The sequence below is a fragment of the Pseudomonas sp. 22515 genome, assembly GCF_052044625.1.
Taxonomy (GTDB): domain Bacteria; phylum Pseudomonadota; class Gammaproteobacteria; order Pseudomonadales; family Pseudomonadaceae; genus Aquipseudomonas; species Aquipseudomonas alloputida.
Map to the genome: position 1 here is coordinate 1 of NZ_JBQENN010000015.1, position 21,478 is coordinate 21,478.

General features: G+C 62.6%; 22 protein-coding genes, 1 pseudogene and 1 riboswitch. Of the genes and pseudogenes, 16 read left to right on the plus strand and 7 right to left on the minus strand.

The window, feature by feature from the left end:
- From ACTJJN_RS15345 to ACTJJN_RS15380, 8 genes are all read left to right on the plus strand, one after another.
- Positions 1–459 (plus strand): DUF6708 domain-containing protein (locus tag ACTJJN_RS15345; protein ID WP_440781381.1); only part of this gene is annotated, 459 nt, incomplete at its 5' end.
- 260 nt (positions 460–719) lie between these two features.
- On the plus strand, positions 720–2,048 hold the full coding sequence (locus tag ACTJJN_RS15350) for a hypothetical protein (RefSeq protein WP_440781383.1): 1,329 nt from the start codon (positions 720–722) through the stop codon (positions 2,046–2,048).
- A 32-nt stretch (positions 2,049–2,080) separates the two neighbouring features.
- Positions 2,081–4,312, plus strand: a complete 2,232-nt coding sequence (locus ACTJJN_RS15355) for an Ig-like domain-containing protein (protein WP_012052206.1) — start codon at positions 2,081–2,083, stop codon at positions 4,310–4,312.
- Positions 4,313–4,327: 15 nt separating this feature from the next.
- The gene (locus tag ACTJJN_RS15360) at positions 4,328–4,801 is read left to right on the plus strand and encodes a curlin (RefSeq protein ID WP_440781384.1); all 474 of its coding nucleotides are present in this window, start codon (positions 4,328–4,330) and stop codon (positions 4,799–4,801) included.
- 16 nt (positions 4,802–4,817) lie between these two features.
- The gene (locus tag ACTJJN_RS15365) at positions 4,818–6,263 is read left to right on the plus strand and encodes a curlin (protein ID WP_041168415.1); all 1,446 of its coding nucleotides are present in this window, start codon (positions 4,818–4,820) and stop codon (positions 6,261–6,263) included.
- A gap of 158 nt (positions 6,264–6,421) precedes the next feature.
- Positions 6,422–7,069, plus strand: a complete 648-nt coding sequence (gene alkB / locus ACTJJN_RS15370) for a DNA oxidative demethylase AlkB (RefSeq protein ID WP_041168593.1) — start codon at positions 6,422–6,424, stop codon at positions 7,067–7,069.
- 169 nt (positions 7,070–7,238) lie between these two features.
- A complete protein-coding gene (locus ACTJJN_RS15375; RefSeq protein WP_003253801.1) occupies positions 7,239–7,526 on the plus strand; it encodes a hypothetical protein in 288 nt (95 codons plus the stop codon).
- 86 nt (positions 7,527–7,612) lie between these two features.
- Positions 7,613–8,227, plus strand: coding sequence for a Yip1 family protein (locus ACTJJN_RS15380; RefSeq protein ID WP_012052202.1), 615 nt, complete (start codon positions 7,613–7,615; stop codon positions 8,225–8,227).
- 20 nt (positions 8,228–8,247) lie between these two features.
- Here ACTJJN_RS15380 and ACTJJN_RS15385 read toward each other — a convergent pair whose 3' ends face one another.
- The 4 genes from ACTJJN_RS15385 to ACTJJN_RS15400 all read right to left on the minus strand — a co-directional run bounded on the left by ACTJJN_RS15385 (position 8,248) and on the right by ACTJJN_RS15400 (position 11,312).
- The gene (locus ACTJJN_RS15385) at positions 8,248–8,508 is read right to left on the minus strand and encodes a DUF1652 domain-containing protein (protein WP_012052201.1); all 261 of its coding nucleotides are present in this window, start codon (positions 8,506–8,508) and stop codon (positions 8,248–8,250) included.
- A gap of 296 nt (positions 8,509–8,804) precedes the next feature.
- Entirely contained in the window at positions 8,805–9,692 is an 888-nt protein-coding gene (locus ACTJJN_RS15390) for a pirin family protein (protein WP_012052200.1), read from the minus strand.
- Between the two features lie 96 nt (positions 9,693–9,788).
- On the minus strand, positions 9,789–10,661 hold the full coding sequence (locus tag ACTJJN_RS15395; protein WP_012052199.1) for an alpha/beta fold hydrolase: 873 nt from the start codon (positions 10,659–10,661) through the stop codon (positions 9,789–9,791).
- A gap of 21 nt (positions 10,662–10,682) precedes the next feature.
- Positions 10,683–11,312 (minus strand): LysE family translocator, encoded by a 630-nt coding sequence (locus ACTJJN_RS15400; RefSeq protein ID WP_012052198.1) that lies wholly within the window; start codon positions 11,310–11,312, stop codon positions 10,683–10,685.
- Positions 11,313–11,435: 123 nt separating this feature from the next.
- On the opposite strand from ACTJJN_RS15400, the gene ACTJJN_RS15405 reads away from it, so the two are divergent.
- The 8 genes from ACTJJN_RS15405 to ACTJJN_RS15440 all read left to right on the plus strand — a co-directional run bounded on the left by ACTJJN_RS15405 (position 11,436) and on the right by ACTJJN_RS15440 (position 18,839).
- Positions 11,436–11,915: a GNAT family N-acetyltransferase gene (locus tag ACTJJN_RS15405; RefSeq protein ID WP_012052197.1), complete on the plus strand. Its 480-nt coding sequence runs from the start codon at positions 11,436–11,438 to the stop codon at positions 11,913–11,915.
- Positions 11,916–12,034: 119 nt separating this feature from the next.
- Positions 12,035–12,257, plus strand: a riboswitch (cobalamin riboswitch).
- Between the two features lie 93 nt (positions 12,258–12,350).
- The gene (locus ACTJJN_RS15410; protein ID WP_003253813.1) at positions 12,351–12,539 is read left to right on the plus strand and encodes a CbtB domain-containing protein; all 189 of its coding nucleotides are present in this window, start codon (positions 12,351–12,353) and stop codon (positions 12,537–12,539) included.
- Positions 12,540–12,548: 9 nt separating this feature from the next.
- A complete protein-coding gene (locus ACTJJN_RS15415) occupies positions 12,549–13,235 on the plus strand; it encodes a CbtA family protein (protein ID WP_012052196.1) in 687 nt (228 codons plus the stop codon).
- Positions 13,235–13,621 carry a cobalamin biosynthesis protein gene (locus ACTJJN_RS15420; RefSeq protein WP_003253817.1) on the plus strand — a complete coding sequence of 129 codons (387 nt, stop codon included), beginning with the start codon at positions 13,235–13,237 and terminating at the stop codon, positions 13,619–13,621. Before ACTJJN_RS15415 ends, ACTJJN_RS15420 begins: the two co-directional genes overlap by 1 nt.
- Positions 13,622–13,655: 34 nt before the next feature.
- Complete coding sequence (gene cobM / locus ACTJJN_RS15425; protein ID WP_012052195.1) at positions 13,656–14,408, plus strand: precorrin-4 C(11)-methyltransferase; 753 nt, start codon at positions 13,656–13,658, stop codon at positions 14,406–14,408.
- A 66-nt stretch (positions 14,409–14,474) separates the two neighbouring features.
- Positions 14,475–14,717, plus strand: a complete 243-nt coding sequence (locus tag ACTJJN_RS15430; RefSeq protein WP_012052194.1) for a DUF1272 domain-containing protein — start codon at positions 14,475–14,477, stop codon at positions 14,715–14,717.
- A gap of 221 nt (positions 14,718–14,938) precedes the next feature.
- A complete protein-coding gene (locus ACTJJN_RS15435; RefSeq protein ID WP_003253824.1) occupies positions 14,939–15,553 on the plus strand; it encodes a response regulator transcription factor in 615 nt (204 codons plus the stop codon).
- Between the two features lie 13 nt (positions 15,554–15,566).
- A complete protein-coding gene (locus ACTJJN_RS15440; RefSeq protein WP_014756915.1) occupies positions 15,567–18,839 on the plus strand; it encodes a transporter substrate-binding domain-containing protein in 3,273 nt (1,090 codons plus the stop codon).
- On the opposite strand, the gene ACTJJN_RS15445 is transcribed toward ACTJJN_RS15440, so the two are convergent.
- The 3 genes and pseudogenes from ACTJJN_RS15445 to ACTJJN_RS15455 form a co-directional block, all read right to left on the minus strand.
- Positions 18,814–19,308 carry a methyl-accepting chemotaxis protein gene (locus ACTJJN_RS15445; RefSeq protein WP_371044604.1) on the minus strand — a complete coding sequence of 165 codons (495 nt, stop codon included), beginning with the start codon at positions 19,306–19,308 and terminating at the stop codon, positions 18,814–18,816. The two genes, ACTJJN_RS15440 and ACTJJN_RS15445, sit on opposite strands and share 26 nt — an antisense overlap.
- 42 nt (positions 19,309–19,350) lie before the next feature.
- Positions 19,351–20,133: pseudogene (locus ACTJJN_RS15450) on the minus strand (PAS domain-containing protein); the annotation flags it as partial.
- A 213-nt stretch (positions 20,134–20,346) separates the two neighbouring features.
- A complete protein-coding gene (locus ACTJJN_RS15455) occupies positions 20,347–21,366 on the minus strand; it encodes a LacI family DNA-binding transcriptional regulator (RefSeq protein ID WP_012052191.1) in 1,020 nt (339 codons plus the stop codon).
- Between the last annotated feature and the right edge of the window lie 112 nt (positions 21,367–21,478).

Here is a 21,478-nt window from a genome sequence, read left to right on the forward strand (position 1 = left end):
GGCAAACAAGGCCAAGGCGGCAGCGAACTGCGTGATGAGTGGGAATTCATCCGCCGTTACATGGAAGAAGGCCCACACGCCGTCCCCCGCCCCCGCCTGAGCACCCAGCTACCCTCACCCATCCAGGCATTCAGCGCCCAGTTCGAAGGCCTTGGGCGTTTCTTCCGCAAAAGCAGCTGGCTGTTCAAAGTTGCGCTGCTGTTTGTCTGGCCCGCGTTCGTCATCATCGGCACCGGCCACTGGCTCAGCCTGCTGCTGTGCTGGCGACCGCGCTGGCCGAAGGTCATCCGCGAGGCCGGCCTGCCTGGCAAGCCCATTCCCCCCGTCACTACCCTGAGCGACTACCCACCCGCAATCCAGGCACGCCTGCTCGCCAACGCCGACCGCTGGCAGCTCAAGCCCGGCAAACGGCCGGCGAAAAAGCCACGCAAACCACGGGCCTCCAGATCGCAAGAATAATCGGCCGCGCCTACTGCATGATCCTGACTGAATTCAGAACTCGGCACTGCGTCGAAAAACGGGTTGAAATTACCGGCCCCCAATCCCCAACCTTGGGGGAACGCTGCCCACCGCCAGCCGCTGGCATAAAGCCCTACTGAAAATCTGAACCCCCTGCCCCACAAGGCCTGCAACGCATTTTTCAGGGTTTGGCACAGCTCTTGCCGATCTCCTCCCAGACGCCCCAAGTCCATGGGCCCGTTTGCAGGAGGAATTGACTCATGCACCGACCGATACCCCACCCGCTGGCAGTGGCGATTTTCGCCGGCATGCTCCAGCTTCCCGCGCAGGCCGCCTTGAACGCTGTCGATCCAGGCGCTTACGTCCCTGCCAATGGCGGCTTCCCCGCCTGGTACCAGGACAGCCACGGTCGTACCCTCGACCTGTGCCTGACCAAGGCCGTCAGCTCCCGGGTCGCCGGCGCACCTGGTGCACCCTCATACATGTGCACGCTGCTGCCCACGCCTGGTGTGTTCGACGATACCCAACCCATCGTCTTCCCCACCAACTTCCCTGACGAAGCGTTCTGGTTCACTGCCGACGCTGCAATCGTCGACGCCGCCCGTGGCATCGACCTCAGCTATGGCACGGCGATCGAAGCGGCATTCGCTGCCGAAGAACCTGTCGAGGGTGACCAGGTCAGCTTCGCCCGGGTCCGTATCCGGGTCGACGTACCCACCGCGGGCACCTACGTGGTCACCCACCCCTATGGCGTTGAAGTGTTCGATGTGCCCGTTGCAGGGCGCCGGGCGATCAACATGACCCGTGACATCGGCATAGCGGGGGCAGGCGACTTCAGCGGCGCACTCAAGGGTGATGTCGGGCCGTTCCTGCGCAGTGTCAACGGCCCCTACACCGAAGGCAACGAGCGCTTCATCGGCGACCCGAACCTGGAAGAGCGGGTCACCGGCAGCCCATTCAACACCAACTACGTACGCATTGAAGGCCCTGGTGGCATCGACCTGCGCACCGAGCTGTTCGCTGTCTCGGGCAAGCTTTCCGAAGTGGCCCTGCCAACCCCGCTGATGCCACAACGCAGCACGTACTCACGCCATACCGAAAACGGCGACCTGATCGCCCAACAAGACATCTTCGTGTTGGCCCCGCCGCCACCGGCAAGCGTCACCCTGACCAGCCAGACACCCAACCTGAGCCTCACCGAGGCCAACGGCACCGGCGCCTGGTACGCCCAGTCAGTCCTCAACCCGGCGGCCGGAACCCTCGTGACACTGTCCGCTGACAACAGCGTGGCAATCCCGACCAGCAGCCTGACCACCAGCAACGTCCCCCTGACCGACCTAGTCACCATCACACAGGCCCAGTACCGCTTGTCTACCGGCGAGCTGACCCTGGTGGCCAGCACCAGTGACGAAACAACACCTCCAGTACTTACCGCGCATACCGGCAACGGCACGTTGATCGGCAACCTTGGCGGTACCGGCGCCGTCAAGACATTGAGCATGACCCTCTCGCCCATTCCGCCGGCCAAGGTGCAGGTCACCAGCGCCAACGGTGGTAGCGACACCGAAGACGTGGTGCTGGTGCCATGAACAGACAAAGGCTCAGCCTTCAAGGAGGCAGCATGAACACTTGGTCGCGCCGTGCGCTGTTGGCCGCCGGTTTCTCTCTTACCGTTACCAGCGCCGCGTTTGCCGCGCTGTCTGATGTCGACCCGGGGCCCTACACCTTCGCCACTGGTGGCTATCCGATGTGGTACAAGGACAGCCTCGACCAATCCCTGGAGCTGTGCCAGTCGCGTGCCACCAGCACCCGTGCGCCAGGCGCACCAGGGGCGCCCGCCTACATGTGCACCTTGTTGCCCGAGCCCGGGATCTATGACGATGCCCTGCCGCTGGTATTTCCAGATAACTGGCCACCCGAGATGTTCTGGTTCCTGGCCGAAACCTCGATACCACAAGTAGGTAACAGCGGTTATGAACTGGAGGTCTACGTTGCCGGTATAGAGGCAGCCTTCGCGGCTGAAAACCCGGTAGACGGTGATCAGCAAAGCTTCGCCCGCATCCGTATCCGCGCTTCGGTCCCACGCACCGGTACCTACACCATCACGCACCCTTACGGGGTGGAGACGGTCAACGTCACCACGGCAGGTCGTCGCGCGATCAATATCACTCGGGACATAGGCATTGGCGCTCCGGGCAACTTCCAGGGGGCGCTGGGGGGGGCGATCGGCCCTTGGCTGAAGGGGGTTGGCGGGCCGTATACAGAGGTCAATCCTGACACTGGCACCACCGAAACCTACATCGGCGACCCCAATATCACCGAAGCGGTAACCGGTAGCCCCTTCAATACCAACTTCGTGCGCATCGAAGGGCCCGCGGGCGCCATTCAGACCAACACGTTCACAGTGTCTGGCAAGGTGCTGGACCCGCGAGCACAAACCCCAGTCACGCTGGAGCGCGCCACCTACTCGCGCAACGGCAGCGGTACCCGCGTGGAAGTGTTCGCCAAGGCCCCGAGTGAGGCCAGCCTGTGTATGCGCAATGGCCTGGCACTGATCGGCACCCCGCCTTCGCCGTGTCAGTTCACCCTGACTTCGGACAACAACGGTTTGTTCTTCAGCCAGCAGTTCAACCAGTCGGTGCCGCCAGAGGTGGTGGTTGTCACCGCCAGCAACGCAGTCGGCGGCACCCAGCCGACTGCGCTCTCGAGCAAGCTCAGCGACGTGGTCAAAGTCAGCACCGCACGCTACGACTGGGCCAACAAACGTCTGTTGATCGAGGCCAGTTCCAGCGACGAAGTAGCGGTCCCCGACCTGCTCGCCCAGGGCTACGGCCGCCTGTCGAAATCGGGCACACTGCAAAGCATCACGGTCAACGACCTGGCGCAACCGCCCGCCACCGTTACGGTCAAGTCTGCCCGCGGCGGTAGTGATGTAGAGCCAGTGATCGTGGTCGGCAACGCCCCGGTCGAGGCCGCCAACCAGCCACCGCTCGCCCAGGCCGATGTCGGCAGCACCAGTGTCGGTGTACCGATCACACTTAACCTGCTGCTGAACGACAGCGACCCGGATGGCAACGTGCCGCTGACCATCAGCGACCTGACCCAACCCGGGACCGGCCTTGGCGGCGTCGTGATGAATGGCACCACCTCGGTTACCTACACGCCGCCGACCGGGGCCACACAACCGCTGGTAGCCAACTTCAGCTACCGGGCGGTGGATGCCAAGGGGCTGAAATCGGAACCGGCCACGGTCACGATCAACGTCGCACCTAACCAGGCACCGACTGCCAACCCGGAAACCGTCGCCACCTTGGGCGTGCCATTGACCATCAACGTACTGGCCAACGACACCGACCCAGAAGGCAACGTACCGCTGAGCGTGACCAACATCACCCAGCCGGCCACCGGCCGTGGCACGGTCAGCACCGACGGCACAACCGTCACCTATACCCCACCGGCCACTGTAACCACAGCCTTCACCACCACCTTCACCTACCAGGCACGTGACTCGCTGGGGGGGCTGTCCACCCCAGGTACGGTCACCGTCAACGTGTCGCCTCGGCCTGCCGCTGAAACCTTCGCCGTCACGGCAGCCACGGTCACGGCGCGCTCCAACAACCGTTACAACTGGGACATCAGTGGCACCTCGTCGGTGACCACCGGCAATACCGTAACCGTGCGGGTAACCACGACTACCGGCGTCCAGACCTTGGGTACGGCCACGGTAGCGCTGACCGGCCGCTGGCGCCTGGCGGTGAGCAATAGCACCACGATCATCCCGACTGCGGCACCGACGGCGACGATCACCACCAGCCAAGGCACCACGCGCACCGTCAACGTAGTCGTGCAGTAAAAGCCGGAGGCTTCGATGAAACGGCTGTACTCCCTGTTGCTCTGCCTGGCCCTGACGGGCCAGGCCTGCTGGGCAGAGGACCTGATGGACAATGCCGACCTCGCACCCGGCAACGACCTCGGTGAACCCGTGATCATCCGCCTGCTGCCGGCCGGTGCCGGCCAGGCTGCGGTGATCGAGCAACACGGGTCAGGCAACCGCGCCGCCTTCGACCAGAACGGTCAGGCCCTGCTGGGCCGTATCGTCCAGTCCGGCGGTGCCCAGGAAGCGTACATCTTGCAGGAAGGCAGTGACCTGATGGCCATCATCCGCCAACAGGGAAATGGCAACAGCGCGTCGATTCGCCAGAGCGGCAGCAGCAACAACGCCGCCATCGAGCAGATCGGCAACGACAACAGCGCCAGCATCGTGCAGTCCGGCTCAGGGCTCAACAGCTCCGTGACCCAGGCTGGCAATGGCCAGCATGTTCAGATCACCCAATACCGATAGACCTGGAGGCACCACCATGTACAAGCTCGCTCCGTTAAGTGCCGCTATCGTCCTGGCCCTCGCAGGTCAGGCCATGGCTGCTGACAGCACCTCGTCCCAGACCCAGGACGGCAAGGAAAACATCGCCGAAGTCTCTCAGACCCAGGCATCCTTCGCCTCGGCCACCCAGAACCAGACAGGCAAGGGCCACAACCACCTCGCCGTGCAGACCGAAAGCACCAGCGATATTCAGCAGAGCGCCACCGGCCAGTACAACGCCGGCTACGCTGAGCAACTGTTCGAGAACGGCAGCCAGATCACCCAGCACGCCGGAGGCAGCTACAACGATGCCTTCGCCAGCCAGTCGATAGGGTCGAACAACGAATCGCTGCAAACCCAACAAGGCGTCGGCAATAAATCCACCGTGTGGCAGGACAGCCAGGAAGGCAGCAAAGCCACCAGCTGGCAATCCGGCCAGCGCAACGAGGCGTTCATCGAGCAGACCTTCGGTGGCAGCAACAACCGCAGCACCGTCAACCAGACCGGCCAGGACAACTACGCCACCGCCGAGCACCTGAACCATATCGATGGCGATATCCAGGTCCATCAGGATGGCCACGACAACTGGGCCTATGGCGACCAGCGCGAAGGCACCGGTGGCACCATTGCCATTGGCCAGTACGGGGGCGGCAACTCCGTGGAAGTGTGGCAGGACACACAGATCGGTAGCCAGGCCTCCGTGGTCCAGACCGGCCAGTCGAACGAAGGCTATATCGACCAGAGCTTCGGCGTCAGCAACAAGGTCAGCCTGTCGCAGCAAGGCAATGCCAACGCCAGTTGGTCGGACCAGTTCGAGACCAACAACTCGACCACCACCATTACCCAAACCGGCAACAACAACCTGCATTTCACCTATCAGAATGGTGAGAACCTCAACCTGACCATCAACACCCAAGGCAATGGCAACAGCATCACCGCCAGTAACTGGAAAGGCGCCAAGATGGGTGGCCAGTTCGGCACCAACCAGAACGCTACCATCAACCAGACGGGCAATGGCAACGGCGTCAATCTGACCCAGAAGGGCGCTGACCAACAGGCCACGCTGAGCCAGACGGGTACAGGCAACCAGATGTCGACCAAGCAGGATGACGTCAGCAACGAGCTGTACTTCGAACAGAACGGCACTGACAACATTCTGATCGCCGACCAGCGTGGTACCGACAACTATGCCTACGGCAGCAGCCAGGGCACCGGCAACACCATCACGCTCGACCAGTCCGGCTATAGCAACCAGAGCTACACCAACCAACTCTACGGAAGCGGAAACGAAGCCACCATCAAACAGACCGACAGCATCAACGTCGCCTACGTGACCCAGGGAGGCCAAAGCAACAAGGCGTTCGTCGACCAAAGTGGTGTCGCCCAATCCGCCACCATCACCCAGCTGGGCAGCGCGAACCTGGCCACTGTGACCCAGCAGTAAACCGCTCCCCCTTGAACCGCGGTGCTTCTCTCCCTGGTGCCGCGGTTCCTTTTTCTGTTATCCCGCCCTCTGCAATCGTTCGATCCGGCCGGCGTGTGCAATCCCTTGACGTGTATCTGTCGGGTACAATGGCAAACCGCTCGAAGATGTGCAGCCGCATGATCCAGTCCGACCTCGACCTGTTCGGCCCCCAGCCGCAACGCCTGGCCAGCCACACTGTGCTGCTGCCCGGCTTCGCCCTGGCCGAAACCGAGGCGCTGCTCGATGCCCTGCGTCCGGTGCTGCGTGCTGCGCCGTTCCGGCACATGTACACCCCAGGAGGCCTGCGCATGGCAGTGGGCCTGACCAACTGCGGTACGCTGGGGTGGGTGAGTGATCACCATGGCTACCGGTACAGCCCCAGCGACCCACTCAGTGGCCAGCCCTGGCCCGCCCTGCCCCCGGTTCTGCTCGCCTTGGCCTCCCGCGCGGCAGCCATGGCCGGGTTTGACGGGTTCGTGCCGGATGCCTGCCTGGTCAACCATTACCTGCCAGGCACACGCCTGAGTCTGCACCAGGACCGCGACGAGCAGGATTTCGGCCAGCCGATCGTGTCGGTGTCGCTGGGCTTACCGGCGGTGTTCCTGTTCGGCGGCCTGCAGCGTGCCGACAAGGCTCAGCGCATTGCGCTGAGCCACGGCGATGTGCTCGTCTGGGGCGGCGAAGACCGCTTGCGCTTCCACGGCGTGCTACCGATCAAACCTGGTGTGCATCCGCGCCTGGGCGAACGGCGGATCAACCTGACCTTGCGCAAGGCGGGTGCCTGAACAGGGGCCGTCATCTGCCACCCCGCGCAAAACAAGATGAACGCACATGAAACACATTGAACATCTTGGCCAGGCAAGCTTCGAATGATAAGCCGCCTTTCTTTTGTCTGGAGCCTGCCATGCCCAACCCGCCTGGTTCTTCGAGCCGTTGCAACGGAGCCATGTACCGATGAAGATGCCTGGCCGCGCACCCAATGCTTCGCTGCAGCTCGATTACGTACGCGACACCCTGTTCGGCCCGGTGGCGCAACGGGTGGAATGCCAATGCCAACTCGCCGCCCTCAACCTGCAGGGTCGCCCAGGGCTGCGCCTGCACGTTTGCCCCCCACTGCCTGACAAGATCGACCGAGCTCACAGTGTGGCCTTCGTCTGGGATGGGCGGAGTTACCACGGCGTGGTTCGCGAGAAGGGAAAGTGCGGCGACGGTGGCCTGAACCTGCTGTTGGAACTGCAATAAGCCGATCAACGGCGGCCATCCAGGCTGAACTGGCTAAGAGCCGCGTGTCTCCATAGCAAAAGGGCTTTTGCCTACCGGAGAACGCTATGAACAGTCCGTTATTCAAGCTCTTCACCCACCCCGCCGACGCCTGGCTGGACATCCGCCGGGCCGAGGAAGACAACCCACAGCAATACCTGCCACGCCTGCTAGCCCTGGCGCTGATACCCGCCGTGTGCCTCTTCGTCGGCACTACGACCTTCGGCTGGAGCTTGGCGGCCGAGGAGCGGGTACGCCTTAGCATCGGCAGCGCCGCGCAATTGGCAGGCCTGCTGTATACCACCACTGTGATAGGTGTGATGCTGATGGGCGTGATGATCCGCTGGATGTCACGAGGGTTCAATACACAGCCCAGCCTGAACCAATGCATCGGTTTTGCCGCCTATTGCGCTACGCCTTGGTTCTTTGCCGGAGTGGTTGGTCTGATGCCAATTCGTTGGCTCGCCTTTGCCGCGCTGATGGCTGCCTCTGTGTATGCCAGCGTGTTGCTATATGGCGGGTTGCAGACCTTCATGCGGCTGAAGAAAGAGCAGGCGTTATTGTTTGCAACGTGCGTTTGGGGGGTAGGGTTGCTGCTGCTGGTGACCATCCTGGTGGCAATGATCCTGTTCTGGTTCAACGGCCTGATGCCGGAATACGTACGCCCGGCCAGCCTGGACTGACCGGGGCACGACAGGCGCGTTCAGGCGATCGCCTTGAGCGGCGCCGGGTGGTTGTCACGCAGCGCATGCAGCTGGTCCACCAGGTTGACCAGGTCACGGCAACTGTTGAGGTTTTGCAGCGCGACCCCGCTGAGGGTCACGCCCTGATCGAGATCCTGGCCCTGACCCAGGCGGATGGTCAGGTGGGCGCCGTCCGGGCAGCTGACTTCACAGCGGTCAGGCAAGCAGGCCTGCTCGATCAGTTGCCGCATCTCTAGTATCGAAACGCCTATCAACGACATGGTACGACCCTCTCTGTGGGATGGCCTGTTGTTTGGGGTACGCCTTTGTCGGGCGGGGCGCCAATTGATATTGCGCATGCTCGGCCAGCTGTCCATGCGCCCGGGCAATGAGCTTGCGGGGGATCCTTTAGCACCTTAGTGGAAGATTCTCCGCGTGGGCCGAGTGTTCGACTGCATTAGCAGACTTGACGACGAGTGGTCCTGGTCAGCAACGCGTTGACCAATGTGCAGCCGGGTGGCCGAGGGAAGATGGCCTGCCAGCGACAGGGCCGGGACAGGCCACCCGATCAGCAGGATCAGTGCGCGGCACCTCCCCTCTCCTCCTGCATCTGCCCAAACCGCCCGGCATGGAAATCATCGAACGACTCGGCAATCTCCGCCTGGCTGTTCATCACGAACGGGCCGTAGCCGACGATCGGCTCATCGATTGGCTCACCGCTGAGCAGCAGCACACTTGCGTTGTCCAGCGCCTCGACAGCTACGTCTACACCCTCCCGGTCGAGCAGCACCAGGCTCGACGGGCCTGCTTCGCGCTCGCTATTGATTCGAACGTTACCACGCAACACCACCAGCGCCGCATTGCGACCGGCAGCAACCGGCAACTGCAAGGCCGCGCCGGCGTTGAGCCGCAAATCCCACACGTCCATCGTGGTGAAGGTTCTGGCCGGCCCGTGGTGGCCATGGTAGTCACCGGCAATCACGCGCAAGCGCCCGGCATCACCGTCAAGCGCTACCACCGGAATGTCGCCGGCCAGCAGCGTCTGGTAGCCAGCCGCTGCACGCTTGTTCCGCGCCGGCAAGTTCACCCACAGCTGGACCATTTCCAGGGTGCCGCCACTGCGTGCAAAGTCCGGGGAATGAAACTCTTCATGAATGATCCCGTTGGCAGCCGTCATCCACTGCACGTCACCTGGGCCGATCAAGCCGCCAGCACCGGTTGAATCACGGTGCTCCAGTTCACCTTGGTAGACGATGGTCACGGTCTCGAAGCCGCGATGCGGATGCTGGCCTACGCCGCGTCGTGCTTGGGTCGGGGCGAAATCGTGCGGGCCGGCGTAATCCAGCAGCAGGAACGGGCTGATCCGGCTGGCCAGGTTGTCGTAGGTGAACAGGCTGCGCACCGGGAAACCATCCCCCACCCAATGGGCGTGAGGGCTGCGGTGAATACCCAGAATCTTTTTCATGAGAAGGCTCCTCTCTTGGCTGAGATAACCTTATCAATGATGCCAATCACGCGGTAGCTGGCTAAAATGGCATGCATCGTCCCACGTGCGGAACAATCAACCCTGCAAGAAATCGAGCACCTGCTCCGCCGCCATGGCCGGGTCTTCCTGCATGAAACAGTGCCCACCAGGAACTTGCCGTGCGGTCACATTGCGGTTTAGCAGCGCCAGGCGGTTTACCGAACGTGGCACAAAGGGATAGGTGTCTTCGCCATACAACACCCGTGTCGGCGTCCTGATTGCAGTCAGGCTGGCCCACATGCGTTTAGGGAACGAGCTGAAGATCTCCACCTCACGGCTGGGCCGGCACTTGAGCACCACGGCCTCGCCACACTCACCGATGGCATGCTCGACATAGGCCTGCAGCGCCGCATGGGTCCAGCCTTTGAAGATGCCGCGCCCTTGCAGCGAGGCCAACGCCGACTCGCGATCGGGCCAGTGGCTGCGGCGGCTGGCAGCCTTGCGGGCCAGGGCGTGGCGCTGATGCAGGCCAACCAGGGCGGCCGCCCCCATCACGCCGATCATGCGTCGGCTGAACAGTACCGGGTCGAGCAGCACGGCACGTGCGAACAGTTGCGGCTCACTGCCCAGGATCAGCCCCGTAAGCACGCCACCAAAGCTGTGCCCTACGGCAAACCGCTGTACGTCGCCATACTCGCCACGTCCGCCCTGAAAGGCCTCCACCGCCAAGGCAGCGGTGCGGTTCCAGCCGCGAAACACCCCACCATGGTCACTGTCCCCATGGCCCTGAACGTCGCAAAGCCACAGGTCGAAATGCTCGCCCAGGCGCATCAGCAACGGTTGGTAGGCCAGGCAACAGAAGCCGTTGCCATGCAGGAAGTGCAGCAGCGGTTTGCCACTGGCCGGGGTTCGCCAGCCACGCAGGGTGAAACCTTCGGCGCATTCGTGGGACCAGGGAATCAACTGCATCGGCTTACTGTACTCTCGGGGTCAGGAAAACGCTGATTCTACAAACAGCAGCGGGTACAGTGAAATCACCAGCAACAGGGCCATCACGACATTGAACAGCATCAGCCAGCGCGAATTTTGCAACAGGTTGCGCAGGGCGCTACCGAACATCACCCATACCCCCACGCTGGGCAAATTGACCAACGCGAACAAGGCCGCAATGACGATCACGTTGGTTACATAGCCTTGCGCTGGCGTGTAGGTGGTAATCGCCCCTACCGCCATCACCCAAGCCTTGGGGTTGACCCACTGGAACGCCGCCGCCCCCCAGAAGCCCAGCGGTTTGCGGGCACTGGACGCGGCCGTGCCGACCGGCCCGGAAGTGGCGATCTTCCAGGCCAGGTACAGCAGATAGGCGGCGCCGGCGTAGCGCAGCACCGTGTACAGGGGTGGCCAGGCCTTGAATACCTCACCCAGCCCCAGGCCGACGGCCAGCACCATCATCATGAAACCAAAACTGATACCCAAGGCGTGAGGGACCGAGCGGCGCACGCCGAAGTTCACCCCCGAGGCCAGCAACATGGTGTTGTTGGGGCCCGGGGTGATGGAAGACACGAAGGCAAACAGCACAAAGGCGGTCAGCAGGTCGGCAGAGGCAAGCATGGCGGGCATTCCACTTTCTTTATGGGTGCTGTCACACTAACGGAGCGCCACTCCCAGCAACCGGTACAGTTTTATTAAATTACGCAGATACACATCACTGTACCGACAATCCGGATCAAGGAAGCCGTCACCATGAGCCTCACCATTCGCCCTGCCGTTCGTACCGATGCCGAGCAGATCCTCACCTTCATCACCGAACTGGCCGAGTACGAACGCGCGCGCCACGAGGTGGTCGCCACCCTTGCCGACATCGAGCACAGCCTGTTCGACGAAGGCAGCACTGTGCACACCCTGATGTGCGAGCGTGATGGCCGTGCAATTGGCTTTGCCGTGTACTTCTACAGCTACTCGACCTGGCTCGGGCGCAATGGCATCTATCTGGAAGACCTGTACGTAACCCCCGAGCAACGCGGCGATGGCGCCGGCCGGCAGTTGTTGCAGCACATTGCCCGCGAAGCGCTGGCGAATAACTGCGGGCGCCTGGAATGGAGCGTGCTGGACTGGAACGAGCCAGCGATCGGCTTCTACCAGAAGCTGGGGGCCCAGGCGCAGGATGAGTGGGTACGCTACCGCCTGGATGGCGACAAGCTGGCGGCATTCGCCCGCGGGTGATCGCCCGGTTTTTGCACTTCTGCCTGCTGGAAGAACACGGCAGGCCTGAGCCTGTCATACCTGCTGTTCGGAAGGCTCGCGCGCTGTATGACATTGACGCCAAGCCCGCCCCATGCTCTCCTTATGCCTCGCGTTCAGGTGCCCCTCAGGGGGTGAAACGGGAAACCGGTGCGTCCCAGGCCCTTCAGCAGGGCTGGACAATGCCGGTGCTGCCCCCGCAACGGTAAGCGAGTGAAGCGTCTGTACCACTGTGCCTCGTAGTACGGCATGGGAAGGTGACGCGTTCCAGGAGCCCAGCTCTTCCTCGCAAGCCCGGAGACCGGCCTGGCGTTCATGAACACCCCGCGGTGGGCGGGCGCTGTTGCATTCCCTTGGGCGACCACGTCCGGGGCTGCCGCGCTCGCCCATTGCCCACAAAAAGCAGAGGATCGCGTCATGCCCGTCACCAGCGCCAAACAACACAGCCTTGCTACCCCCGTTACCCTCAGCCAGCGTGTAATCATCGCCGTCGGTGCCAGCTTGCTGGGTTTGTGCCTGGTGTACTTTGCCGGGTTCTCGCACATTGAGGCTGTGCACAACGCCGCCCACGACACCCGCCACAGCGCCGCCTTCCCCTGCCACTGAGTACGCCTGATGATCACGCGCATTGCCCGTACTGCGGGTTTCAGCGGGCTTCTTGCAGCCCTGTTGCTGACCTTGCTGCAAAGCTTCTGGGTTGCCCCGCTGATTCTGGAGGCGGAAACCTACGAGTCCTCGGCCCCGGCCGCACACCACGAACACGGTAGCGAAGTGGCCGCTCATGAACACAGCGCCGAAGCCTGGTCGCCGGAAGACGGCTGGCAGCGCGTGCTGTCCACCACAGGCGGCAACCTGGTGGTCGCAGTCGGCTTCGCCCTGATCCTCGCCGCCCTGTACAGCCTTCGCGAGCCCAAACGCGCTGCCAGTGGCGCATTGTGGGGGTTGGCTGGCTTCGCCGTGTTCTGCCTGGCTCCCACCCTGGGCTTGCCACCAGAACTGCCGGGGACTGCGGCCGCCGACCTGGGGCAACGCCAAACCTGGTGGGTCGGTACAGCCAGTGCCACAGCGCTGGGCCTGGCCTTGCTGGTGTTCGCCCGCCACTGGCTGCTGAAGGCGCTGGGCGCCGTGCTGCTGGTCATTCCCCATGTAATCGGTGCACCGCAACCCGAGGTGCACGAAAGCCTGGCCCCTGAAGCATTGGAAACCCAGTTCAAGGTCGCCTCCTGGCTGACCAACGCCGCCTTCTGGCTGGCCTTGGGCCTGCTCAGCGCCTGGCTGTTCCGCCGTTCCAGCCAGGCTTGATGCCTGCCTTCTATGCCGGTTTTGGCTGCCGCCGGGGTTGCCCGGCAGATGCCTTGCAACGCTTGCTGCGCCAGGCCCTGGACAATCAGGGGCTGGCGCTGGCCGACCTGCGCGGCATCGCAAGCATCAGCCTGAAGGCCGACGAGCCCGGCTTGCAGCAATTGGCAGAACGCCTCGGTTTGCCCTTGGTGCTGTACCATGGCGCGCAACTGCAACCCTATGAACCACTGCTCAGCCACCGTTCCGCCGCTGCCCACCAGCACAGTGGCTGTTGGGGCGTAGCCGAGAGCGCGGCACTGGCCCTGGCCAGCCAGCGGCAGGGTACGGCCAGGCTGCTGCTGACGCGCCAGGTACTGGGCCCGGCGACGCTCGCCCTGGCCTGCTGAGCGTTTCGTACCCTCTTTTTTGCCAGGACTTTGCATGACCATCTACTTTATCGGTGCCGGCCCCGGCGACCCGGAGCTGATCACGGTCAAGGGCCAACGGCTGATTCGTCAGTGCCCGGTGATCATTTATGCCGGTTCACTGGTACCCGCCGCCGTGCTCGAAGGCCACCAGGCCGAAACCGTGATCAACAGCGCCGAACTGCATCTGGAACAGATCATCGCTGCCATGCGCAGCGCACACGAAAAAGGTCAGGATGTGGCCCGGGTGCACAGCGGCGACCCCAGCCTGTACGGCGCCATCGGTGAACAGATTCGCCACCTGCAGGCGCTGGGCATCGATTACCAGATCATCCCCGGCGTTACCGCCACGGCAGCGAGCGCCGCCCTGCTCGGCTGCGAGCTGACCTTGCCTCAAGTGGCGCAGACCGTGATCCTCACCCGCTATGGCGACAGCTCGCCCATGCCGCCGGGTGAGCAGTTAGGCGACCTGGCGCGCCATGGCAGCACCCTGGCAATTCATCTGGGGGTCAAGCACCTGTCGCGCATTGTCGCTGAGTTGATGCCGCACTACGGCGCGCACTGCCCGGTTGCGGTGGTGCATCGGGCCACCTGGCCAGACCAGGATTGGGTGCGCGGCAACCTCGGTGATATCGTCGAACGCGTAGCGGCCAAGGATTTCCGGCGCACGGCGCTGATCCTGGTAGGCCACGTACTGGGGGATACACCGTTCGCCGAATCGGCCTTGTACCGTGCCGGGCATGCCCACCTGTACCGCCTTGGCGACTGAACATTGCCAGCCTTGCCTCGGGCGTAGCAGACTCCGGGTTCCCGCCTGCGAACAGGAGCCATGCCCATGCTGGAATTACGCCCCAACTGCGAGTGCTGTGATGCCGATCTGCCGGGTGACAGCCCCGACGTTATGATCTGCTCCTTCGAATGCACGTTCTGCCGTGCCTGTGCCGAAACCCGCTTCCAAGGCCGCTGCCCAAATTGTACCGGGCAGTTGGTAGCCCGCCCGACGCGAGTCGGCCAGGCATTGGCCAACAACCCTGCCTCCACACTGCGTCTACACAAACCGCACGCTGCCTGCGCCTGAACAACTGCAAAGAAGCGGCATCACCGCTTTCTCAGGGTGATGTCTTTCCTGTTTCTTGTAGGACTTTTCAACAAAAAGCACTGGGGTTTTCAACACTTCTATACTCGGCATTACCAAACTTCGGGAATGGTCGTATCGTGCAGCGCTTCCGATAACCCCACTTGCAGACGTATTCCTGAGTGTTCCAGGAAGCGGACCACATCCCTACAGGAGTTTTCCTCATGACAACCGTGCTGATCGTCGACGACCACCCTATTGTCCGGCTGTCCCTGCGCCTACTGCTCGAACGCGAGCGCTTCCATGTCATCGGCGAGGTCGGCAACGGCAGTGAAGTGGCTCAGGTAGCCCGTGAACTGCGCCCTGACGTAGTCATTCTCGACATCGGCCTGCCTGGCCTGGACGGCATGGAAGTCATCAAGCGATTGCAGAGCCTGGAGCCGGTACCGAAGATCATGGTGCTGACCGGCCAGGCCACTGACCTGTATGTACGCCGCTGCCTGGATGCCGGGATAGGTGCCTTCGTCACCAAGGAAGAGGACCACGAGGCCCTGCTGTTCGCCCTCAAGGCCCTGACCAAAGGTTATTCGACCTTTCCGCAAATGTCGGTCAACAGCAACTCGCTGGAGAGCGAGCCAGTGCGCCTGGCCAGTCTCTCCAACCGAGAAATGGAAGTGCTGCGGCGCCTTGCGCGCGGCGAGAACAACAAGAACATCGGCACGTGCATGAACCTCAGCGCCAAGACCATCAGCACCTACCGGGGCCGTATCATGGAAAAGCTCAAGACTGAGTCTCTCGTGGAAATGGTCGACCTGGCCAAGCGCAACAGCGTCTATTGAGCGCTCGGCTACCATGAAACTGTTGCTGGCGAGCGTCCTTCTGGCTATCAGTCTGGCCAACTCCACGGTGCTGCAGGCCAGCAGCGAACCACGCCATCTGCTGGCGCGCTCAATCAGTGCCGCTGCCCCACTGACGTTATCCGGCGATGATCGCCACTGGCTGAAAAATCGCCAACGCCTGATACTGGGTAGCGCGCGCCCCGACTACCCCCCGTTCGAAATCAATGTCAGTCAGCATGACTATGAGGGGTTAAGCGCAGACTACGCCGGCATCATCGGCGAACAGCTTGACATACCCATTGAAGTACGCCGTTTTGACAGCCGTCACGAGGCCATCACTGCCCTGCGTGATGGCCATATCGACTTGCTAGGTAGCTCCAACGCCTTCGAAGCGGCAGACGCCCAGCTTAGCCTGAGCACCCCCTATGCCGACGACCTGCCAGTGATCGTCACCCGTGAGGGGCACAGCTTGAAAAGCACGCCCGACCTCGCCGGCCTGCGCCTGGCGATGGTCGATCACTACCTGCCGGCCGTCAGCGTTCGCACCCTGTACCCAAAGGCGCAACTGAGCCTGTACCGCTCAACCCTGGCCGGGCTCGCTGCTGTGGTGCTGGGCGAGGCAGACGCCTATCTGGGCGATGCGATCAGCACCGACTACATGATCGGCAAAAGTTTTCAGGGCACGTTGAAAATCGACCATTTCTCCCAACTGGCTCCAGAGGCTTTTGCCTTCGCCATAGCCAGCGACAACCCGCGCCTGCATCGGCTGGTGGACAAGGCGCTGTCACGCATAAGCGAAAGTGAACGCCTGAACATTCTGCGCCGCTGGAGCAGTGGTAACACCAGCCTGCTGCTGCAGCGCCACCTCACTGCCTTGAGCGAAGAAGAAGAAGCCTGGATCACCGCCCACCCCACTATCAGCGTACTGGTCAATACCTCGCTGGCACCTTTGACGTTCAACGATGCTCAGCACCGCCCTAGCGGTATCACCCTGGACCTGCTCAAGCAGATCTCGCTGCGCACTGGGCTGCAGTTCACACCCGTCGAGAGTGCTTCATCGCAGGCCATGATCGACCGCCTGGTGCACGGCGAGGCACAGATGATCGGGGCGCTGGGCTATGGTGCCGACCGCTTGAAGCAACTGCGCTACACCCGCCCCTACCTGGTCAGCCCGCGCGTGCTTGTCACCCGCAACGACGGTGAATCACCTGCACAGGCCAAGGCCCTGGATGGCAAGCGCATCGCCTTGGTGCGCGGCTCACCGCAGCAGGCCGTTTTGCAACAGCGATACCCGCAGGCCGAGATCGTCGAAGTTGACAACCCCCTGGGCCAGATGGAGGCCGTGGCCAACGGTGTTGCCGACGTGGCCCTGAGCAGCCATATCAATGCGGCCTATTACATCAGCCATGTGTTCAAGGACCGTTTGCGCATTGCCAGCGTGCTCGACGACGCCCCGGCCATTGCCGCCTTTGCCGTAGCCGCCGACCAGCCACAGCTGCAGGCCATTCTCGACAAGGCGCTGCTAAGCATTCCACCTGAAGAACTGGACCAGTTGATCAACCGCTGGCGCACCAGCACACTGGTGAGCGACAGCCCATGGCGCGACTACCGCACCCTGGCTTTGCAGGTGCTGGTGCTGTCGGCCCTGCTGCTGGCCGGGGTGGTGTTCTGGAACAGCTACCTGCGCAAGCTGATCAACCAGCGAACCGAGGCACAGCACGCACTGCAGGCACAGCTCGCGCTGAGCCGTGGGCTGCTGGAACAGTTACGCCAGGCCAAAGACGATGCCGAACAGGCCAGCCAGACCAAAAGCACCTTCCTGGCCACCATGAGCCATGAGATTCGTACGCCGATGAATGCGGTGATCGGTCTGCTGGAACTGGCCCTGGAAGATAGCCGCAGCGGCCGCAGCGACGCCCAGACCTTGCAGACCGCCCATGATTCGGCCATTGGCCTGCTTGAGCTGATTGGCGATATTCTCGACATTTCCCGCATCGAATCCGGCCATATCAGCCTGCAACCGGTGCCTACCAATCTGGTCGAACTGGTGCGCGCCACGCTGCGTGTGTTCGAAGGCAATGCCCGGGCCAAAGGGTTGCATCTGCAGGGCGAGCTGCCTGCAGAGCCGGTATGGGTGCTGGCTGACCCACTGCGACTCAAGCAAATTCTGTCCAACCTGATCAGCAACGCCATCAAGTTCACCGACCGTGGTGAAGTGCAGGCATGCCTGCTGCTGCCCAAAGTTGCCGGCCACGGCGTTCTGGCCATCGAGCTGAATGTGCGTGACACCGGCATCGGCATCAGCCCCGCCGACCAGGCCAGGCTGTTCAGTGCCTTCGTTCAGGTCGATGGCCCAAGGGCACGTCAAGGGGCAGGCCTGGGGTTGGTCATCAGCCGTACCCTGGCCGAGCTGATGGGCGGCGCCCTGAGTCTTCAGAGCGTCGAGGGCGTTGGTACCCGGGTACAAGTCAGCCTGCGGTTACCCGTCTGCGAAGCACCGGCACAAGCGGACCCGCAACTCACGACACATGAAAGCAACAGCGGCCCGCTCAATATTCTGGTGGTCGACGACTACCCAGCCAACCTGCTATTGCTGGAACGGCAACTGCAAACCCTGGGGCACCATGTGACACTGGCGGAGAATGGCGAGATCGCCCTTGCACGCTGGCAAGAAGCGCGCTTCGACCTGGTGATCACCGATTGCAGCATGCCGGTCATGGACGGGCATGAACTCACCCGGCGCATTCGTAGCCTGGAGGGCGAACGCGGCCTGCCAGCAGGGCGTATTCTTGGCGTGACCGCCAACGCCCAGGCCGAGGAGCGTACTCGCTGCCTGGCCAGCGGCATGGACGAATGCCTGTTCAAGCCGATTGGTCTGCGTACGCTCAAGACCCATCTGCCCCAGCTGCGCCCTCAACAGCCGTCGCCGGAGCCTTTCCATAGTGGGTTCGACCTGGCCGAATTGCGCCACCTGACCCAGGACGACGAACAGTTGACGCGGCATTTGCTGGAGCAGTTGTCGATAAGCGTCAGTGAAGACCTGGCCGCCCTGCGTGCCTTGGCCACAGACGCACCTGATGAAGCCGTACGCGCCTTGGCCCACCGCATCAAGGGTGGCGCCAAAATGATCAGGGTGCGCGCCGTGGTCAAAGACTGTGAAGCCATCGAACACGCCCACGCACGAGGGCTGCCAACCGTTGAGCAACGCGGGCAACTGCAAGTCAGCCTGCAGGCGCTGCTTGACGAGATGCGCGAGGCGCTCAATGCAATTGCAGCGTCGAGCTGATCTGGCTGATGGCGTCCACGACGTGGCGTGAACCTTGCTGAATTTCCATGATCACCGTCCCCGCCTCATTGGCCAGTGCCACGCCGTGACCGGTACGGTTGAGGCTCGATTGCATGCTGGCCACTGCCAATAGCGACAGGTCGTGGTTCTGCCGCACCACATCGACGATTTCCAGGGTGGCCTTGCTGGTTCGCGCGGCCAGGTTGCGCACCTCATCGGCCACCACGGCAAAGCCTCGCCCGTGCTCGCCGGCACGCGCGGCCTCGATGGCTGCATTAAGGGCCAACAGGTTGGTCTGGTCGGCAATGCCACGAATGGTCAGCACAATCTGCCCGATCACATCCGACTGCTTGTTTACCGCATCGATGCTGCGCGCTGCGTCGTTAAGCTCCTGGGAAATCTGCTCGATTACCTGCACGGTCTGCTGCACCACTTCGGTACCCTTGCGCGCGCAGGCATCGGTCTGCACCGAACTGGCATGGGCGGCATGGGCGGCGCTTTGCTGGGTGCAGACCTGATGGGTGATGTCGCTGGCAAACTTGACCACTTTGCACAGGCGGCCCTTGCTGTCGAAGATCGGGTTGTAGGAGGCCTCCAGGAAAACAGTCTGGCCGTGCTTGTTGACGCGTTCGAAGCGGTGCGAGTGGTATTCGCCACGGTTCAGCGAAGCCCAGAACTCCCGGTACTGGGCCGATTCGCGTTCATGCGCCAGGCAGAACAGCCCGTGATGGCGGCCAACCACTTCATCAAGGCGGTAGCCCATGGTGTCGAGAAAATTCTGATTGGCCTTGATCACCCGGCCTTGCGGGGTGAATTCGATCACCGCCATGGAGCGGCTGATGGCCTTGAGCAGGCTTTCGCTCTCGTGCTCCAGCACCACCCGCTGGGTGATGTCCGACGCCACCTTGATTACGCTGGTGACTTGCCGGTGCTCGTCCAGCACGGGCATGTAGCTGGCTTCCAGCCAGACCTCGCGCCCCGCCTTGTCGATGCGCTCGAACGTACCGCTGATTGCCTTGCCCTGCCCCAACTCGCGCCACAGTTGCTGGTATTCGGCGCTTTTTGCATAGTCCGGCTCACAGAACAGCCTGTGGTGCTTGCCTCGCAGTTCGTCGGCGCTGTAGCCCATGGCCTGGCAGAAGCGCTCGTTGGCGTCGAGGATAGTGCCGTCAGGGGCGAACTCGATCATTGCCATGGAACGGCCGATAGCGGCCAGTTTGGCTTGCGCATTGGCCAACGCCTGGCGGCTGCGCTGGATTTCTGCCAAATCAGACTTGCGGTGGAAATCGAACATGACGCGGGGCTCCCTATGCGCGGTTTTCTGAGCATAGATCGCCGCTGGCAAGTCGTGGCATCGACAGCGCCTGTAGGAGCGGGTTCACCCGCGAACACCGGCACAGCCGGTGCCATGCCCCGCATCACCTGCTTCGCAGGTAAACCCGCTGCACCTTCGTTTCGGGCCAATCATTCCTGTGGGATTCGCGCGCGAACGCCTTGGCGGGCGCTCTCAGGAGCTCTCGCGCACCATCAGCTCAAAGCCCAGATCCTGCTGCGCATTCGTCACCCGCTTGCCATCCAGTAACGCCAGCAGCGCCTGTGCCGCGCCCCGCCCCACCGCAGCCCGTGGTGTGCGAATGGAGGTCAGCCGCGGCACCATATGCGCCGACGCAGGCAAATCGTTGAAACCGACCATCGCCACCTGGCGTGGCACCTCCACCCCTTGACGCAAGGCCTGCAGCACCGCGCCCTGAGCCAGGTCGTCGTTACAGAAGAAGATACCGTCGACATCCGGCGCCTGCTGCATCAGCTGGCTGAACAGCACACTGCCCAGGGCAATCGACGATGGCTCCGGGGCCAATACCTCCAGCTCCGCAGCCTGCAAACCAGCCTCTGCCAAAGCCTGACGGAACCCCTCGGCACGCTGCATCACCCTCGGGTCCAGCTGCGCGGCAATGAATGCAAGGCGCTTGCGCCCGCGCTCGATCAGGTGCCGTGCAGCAGCACGCCCGGCCTGATGCTGCGAGAAGCCGACTGACAAAGCCCCTGGCTCACCATTGAGTTCCATCATGTGCACACACGGCACGCCGCTGGCAGCCAGCATCTGCCGCGCAGCATCGCTACGCTCGAAGCCGGTCAGCAAAATGCCGCAGGGCTGATAGGCCAGGTAATTGCGGATCAGGTTCTCTTCTTCGGCAAGGTCGTAGTGATAGTTGCCGATCAGCACCTCTAGCCCACGAGGGCGCATGACCTCGTGAATGGCCTCCAGGGTGTCGATGAACAGTTGGTTGGACAACGACGGGATCAACACCACCACTGACTGGCTGCGTGCTGAGGCCAGCGCCCGCGCCGCCGGGTTGGCCACATAGCCAAGGTTCGCCGCTGCGGCGATGACCTTTTCCACCAGGTCAGGCGCAACCGTGCTGACCCCGCGCAAGGCGCGCGAAGCGGTAATCGGGGAGACCCCGGAAAGCCTGGCAACTTCAGCCAGGGTGGGACGACCTGTAGTTCGGGAGCCGGTGCGGGACATGAATGTTGTAATTTTACTACTTGCAAGGAGAGGGAACGGCCACTAAGGTAGCGCTGTCTCAGGATGCAGGCAATGTAATCTTTGGTAGCAGCCACTACGCGCTTGCCACCAG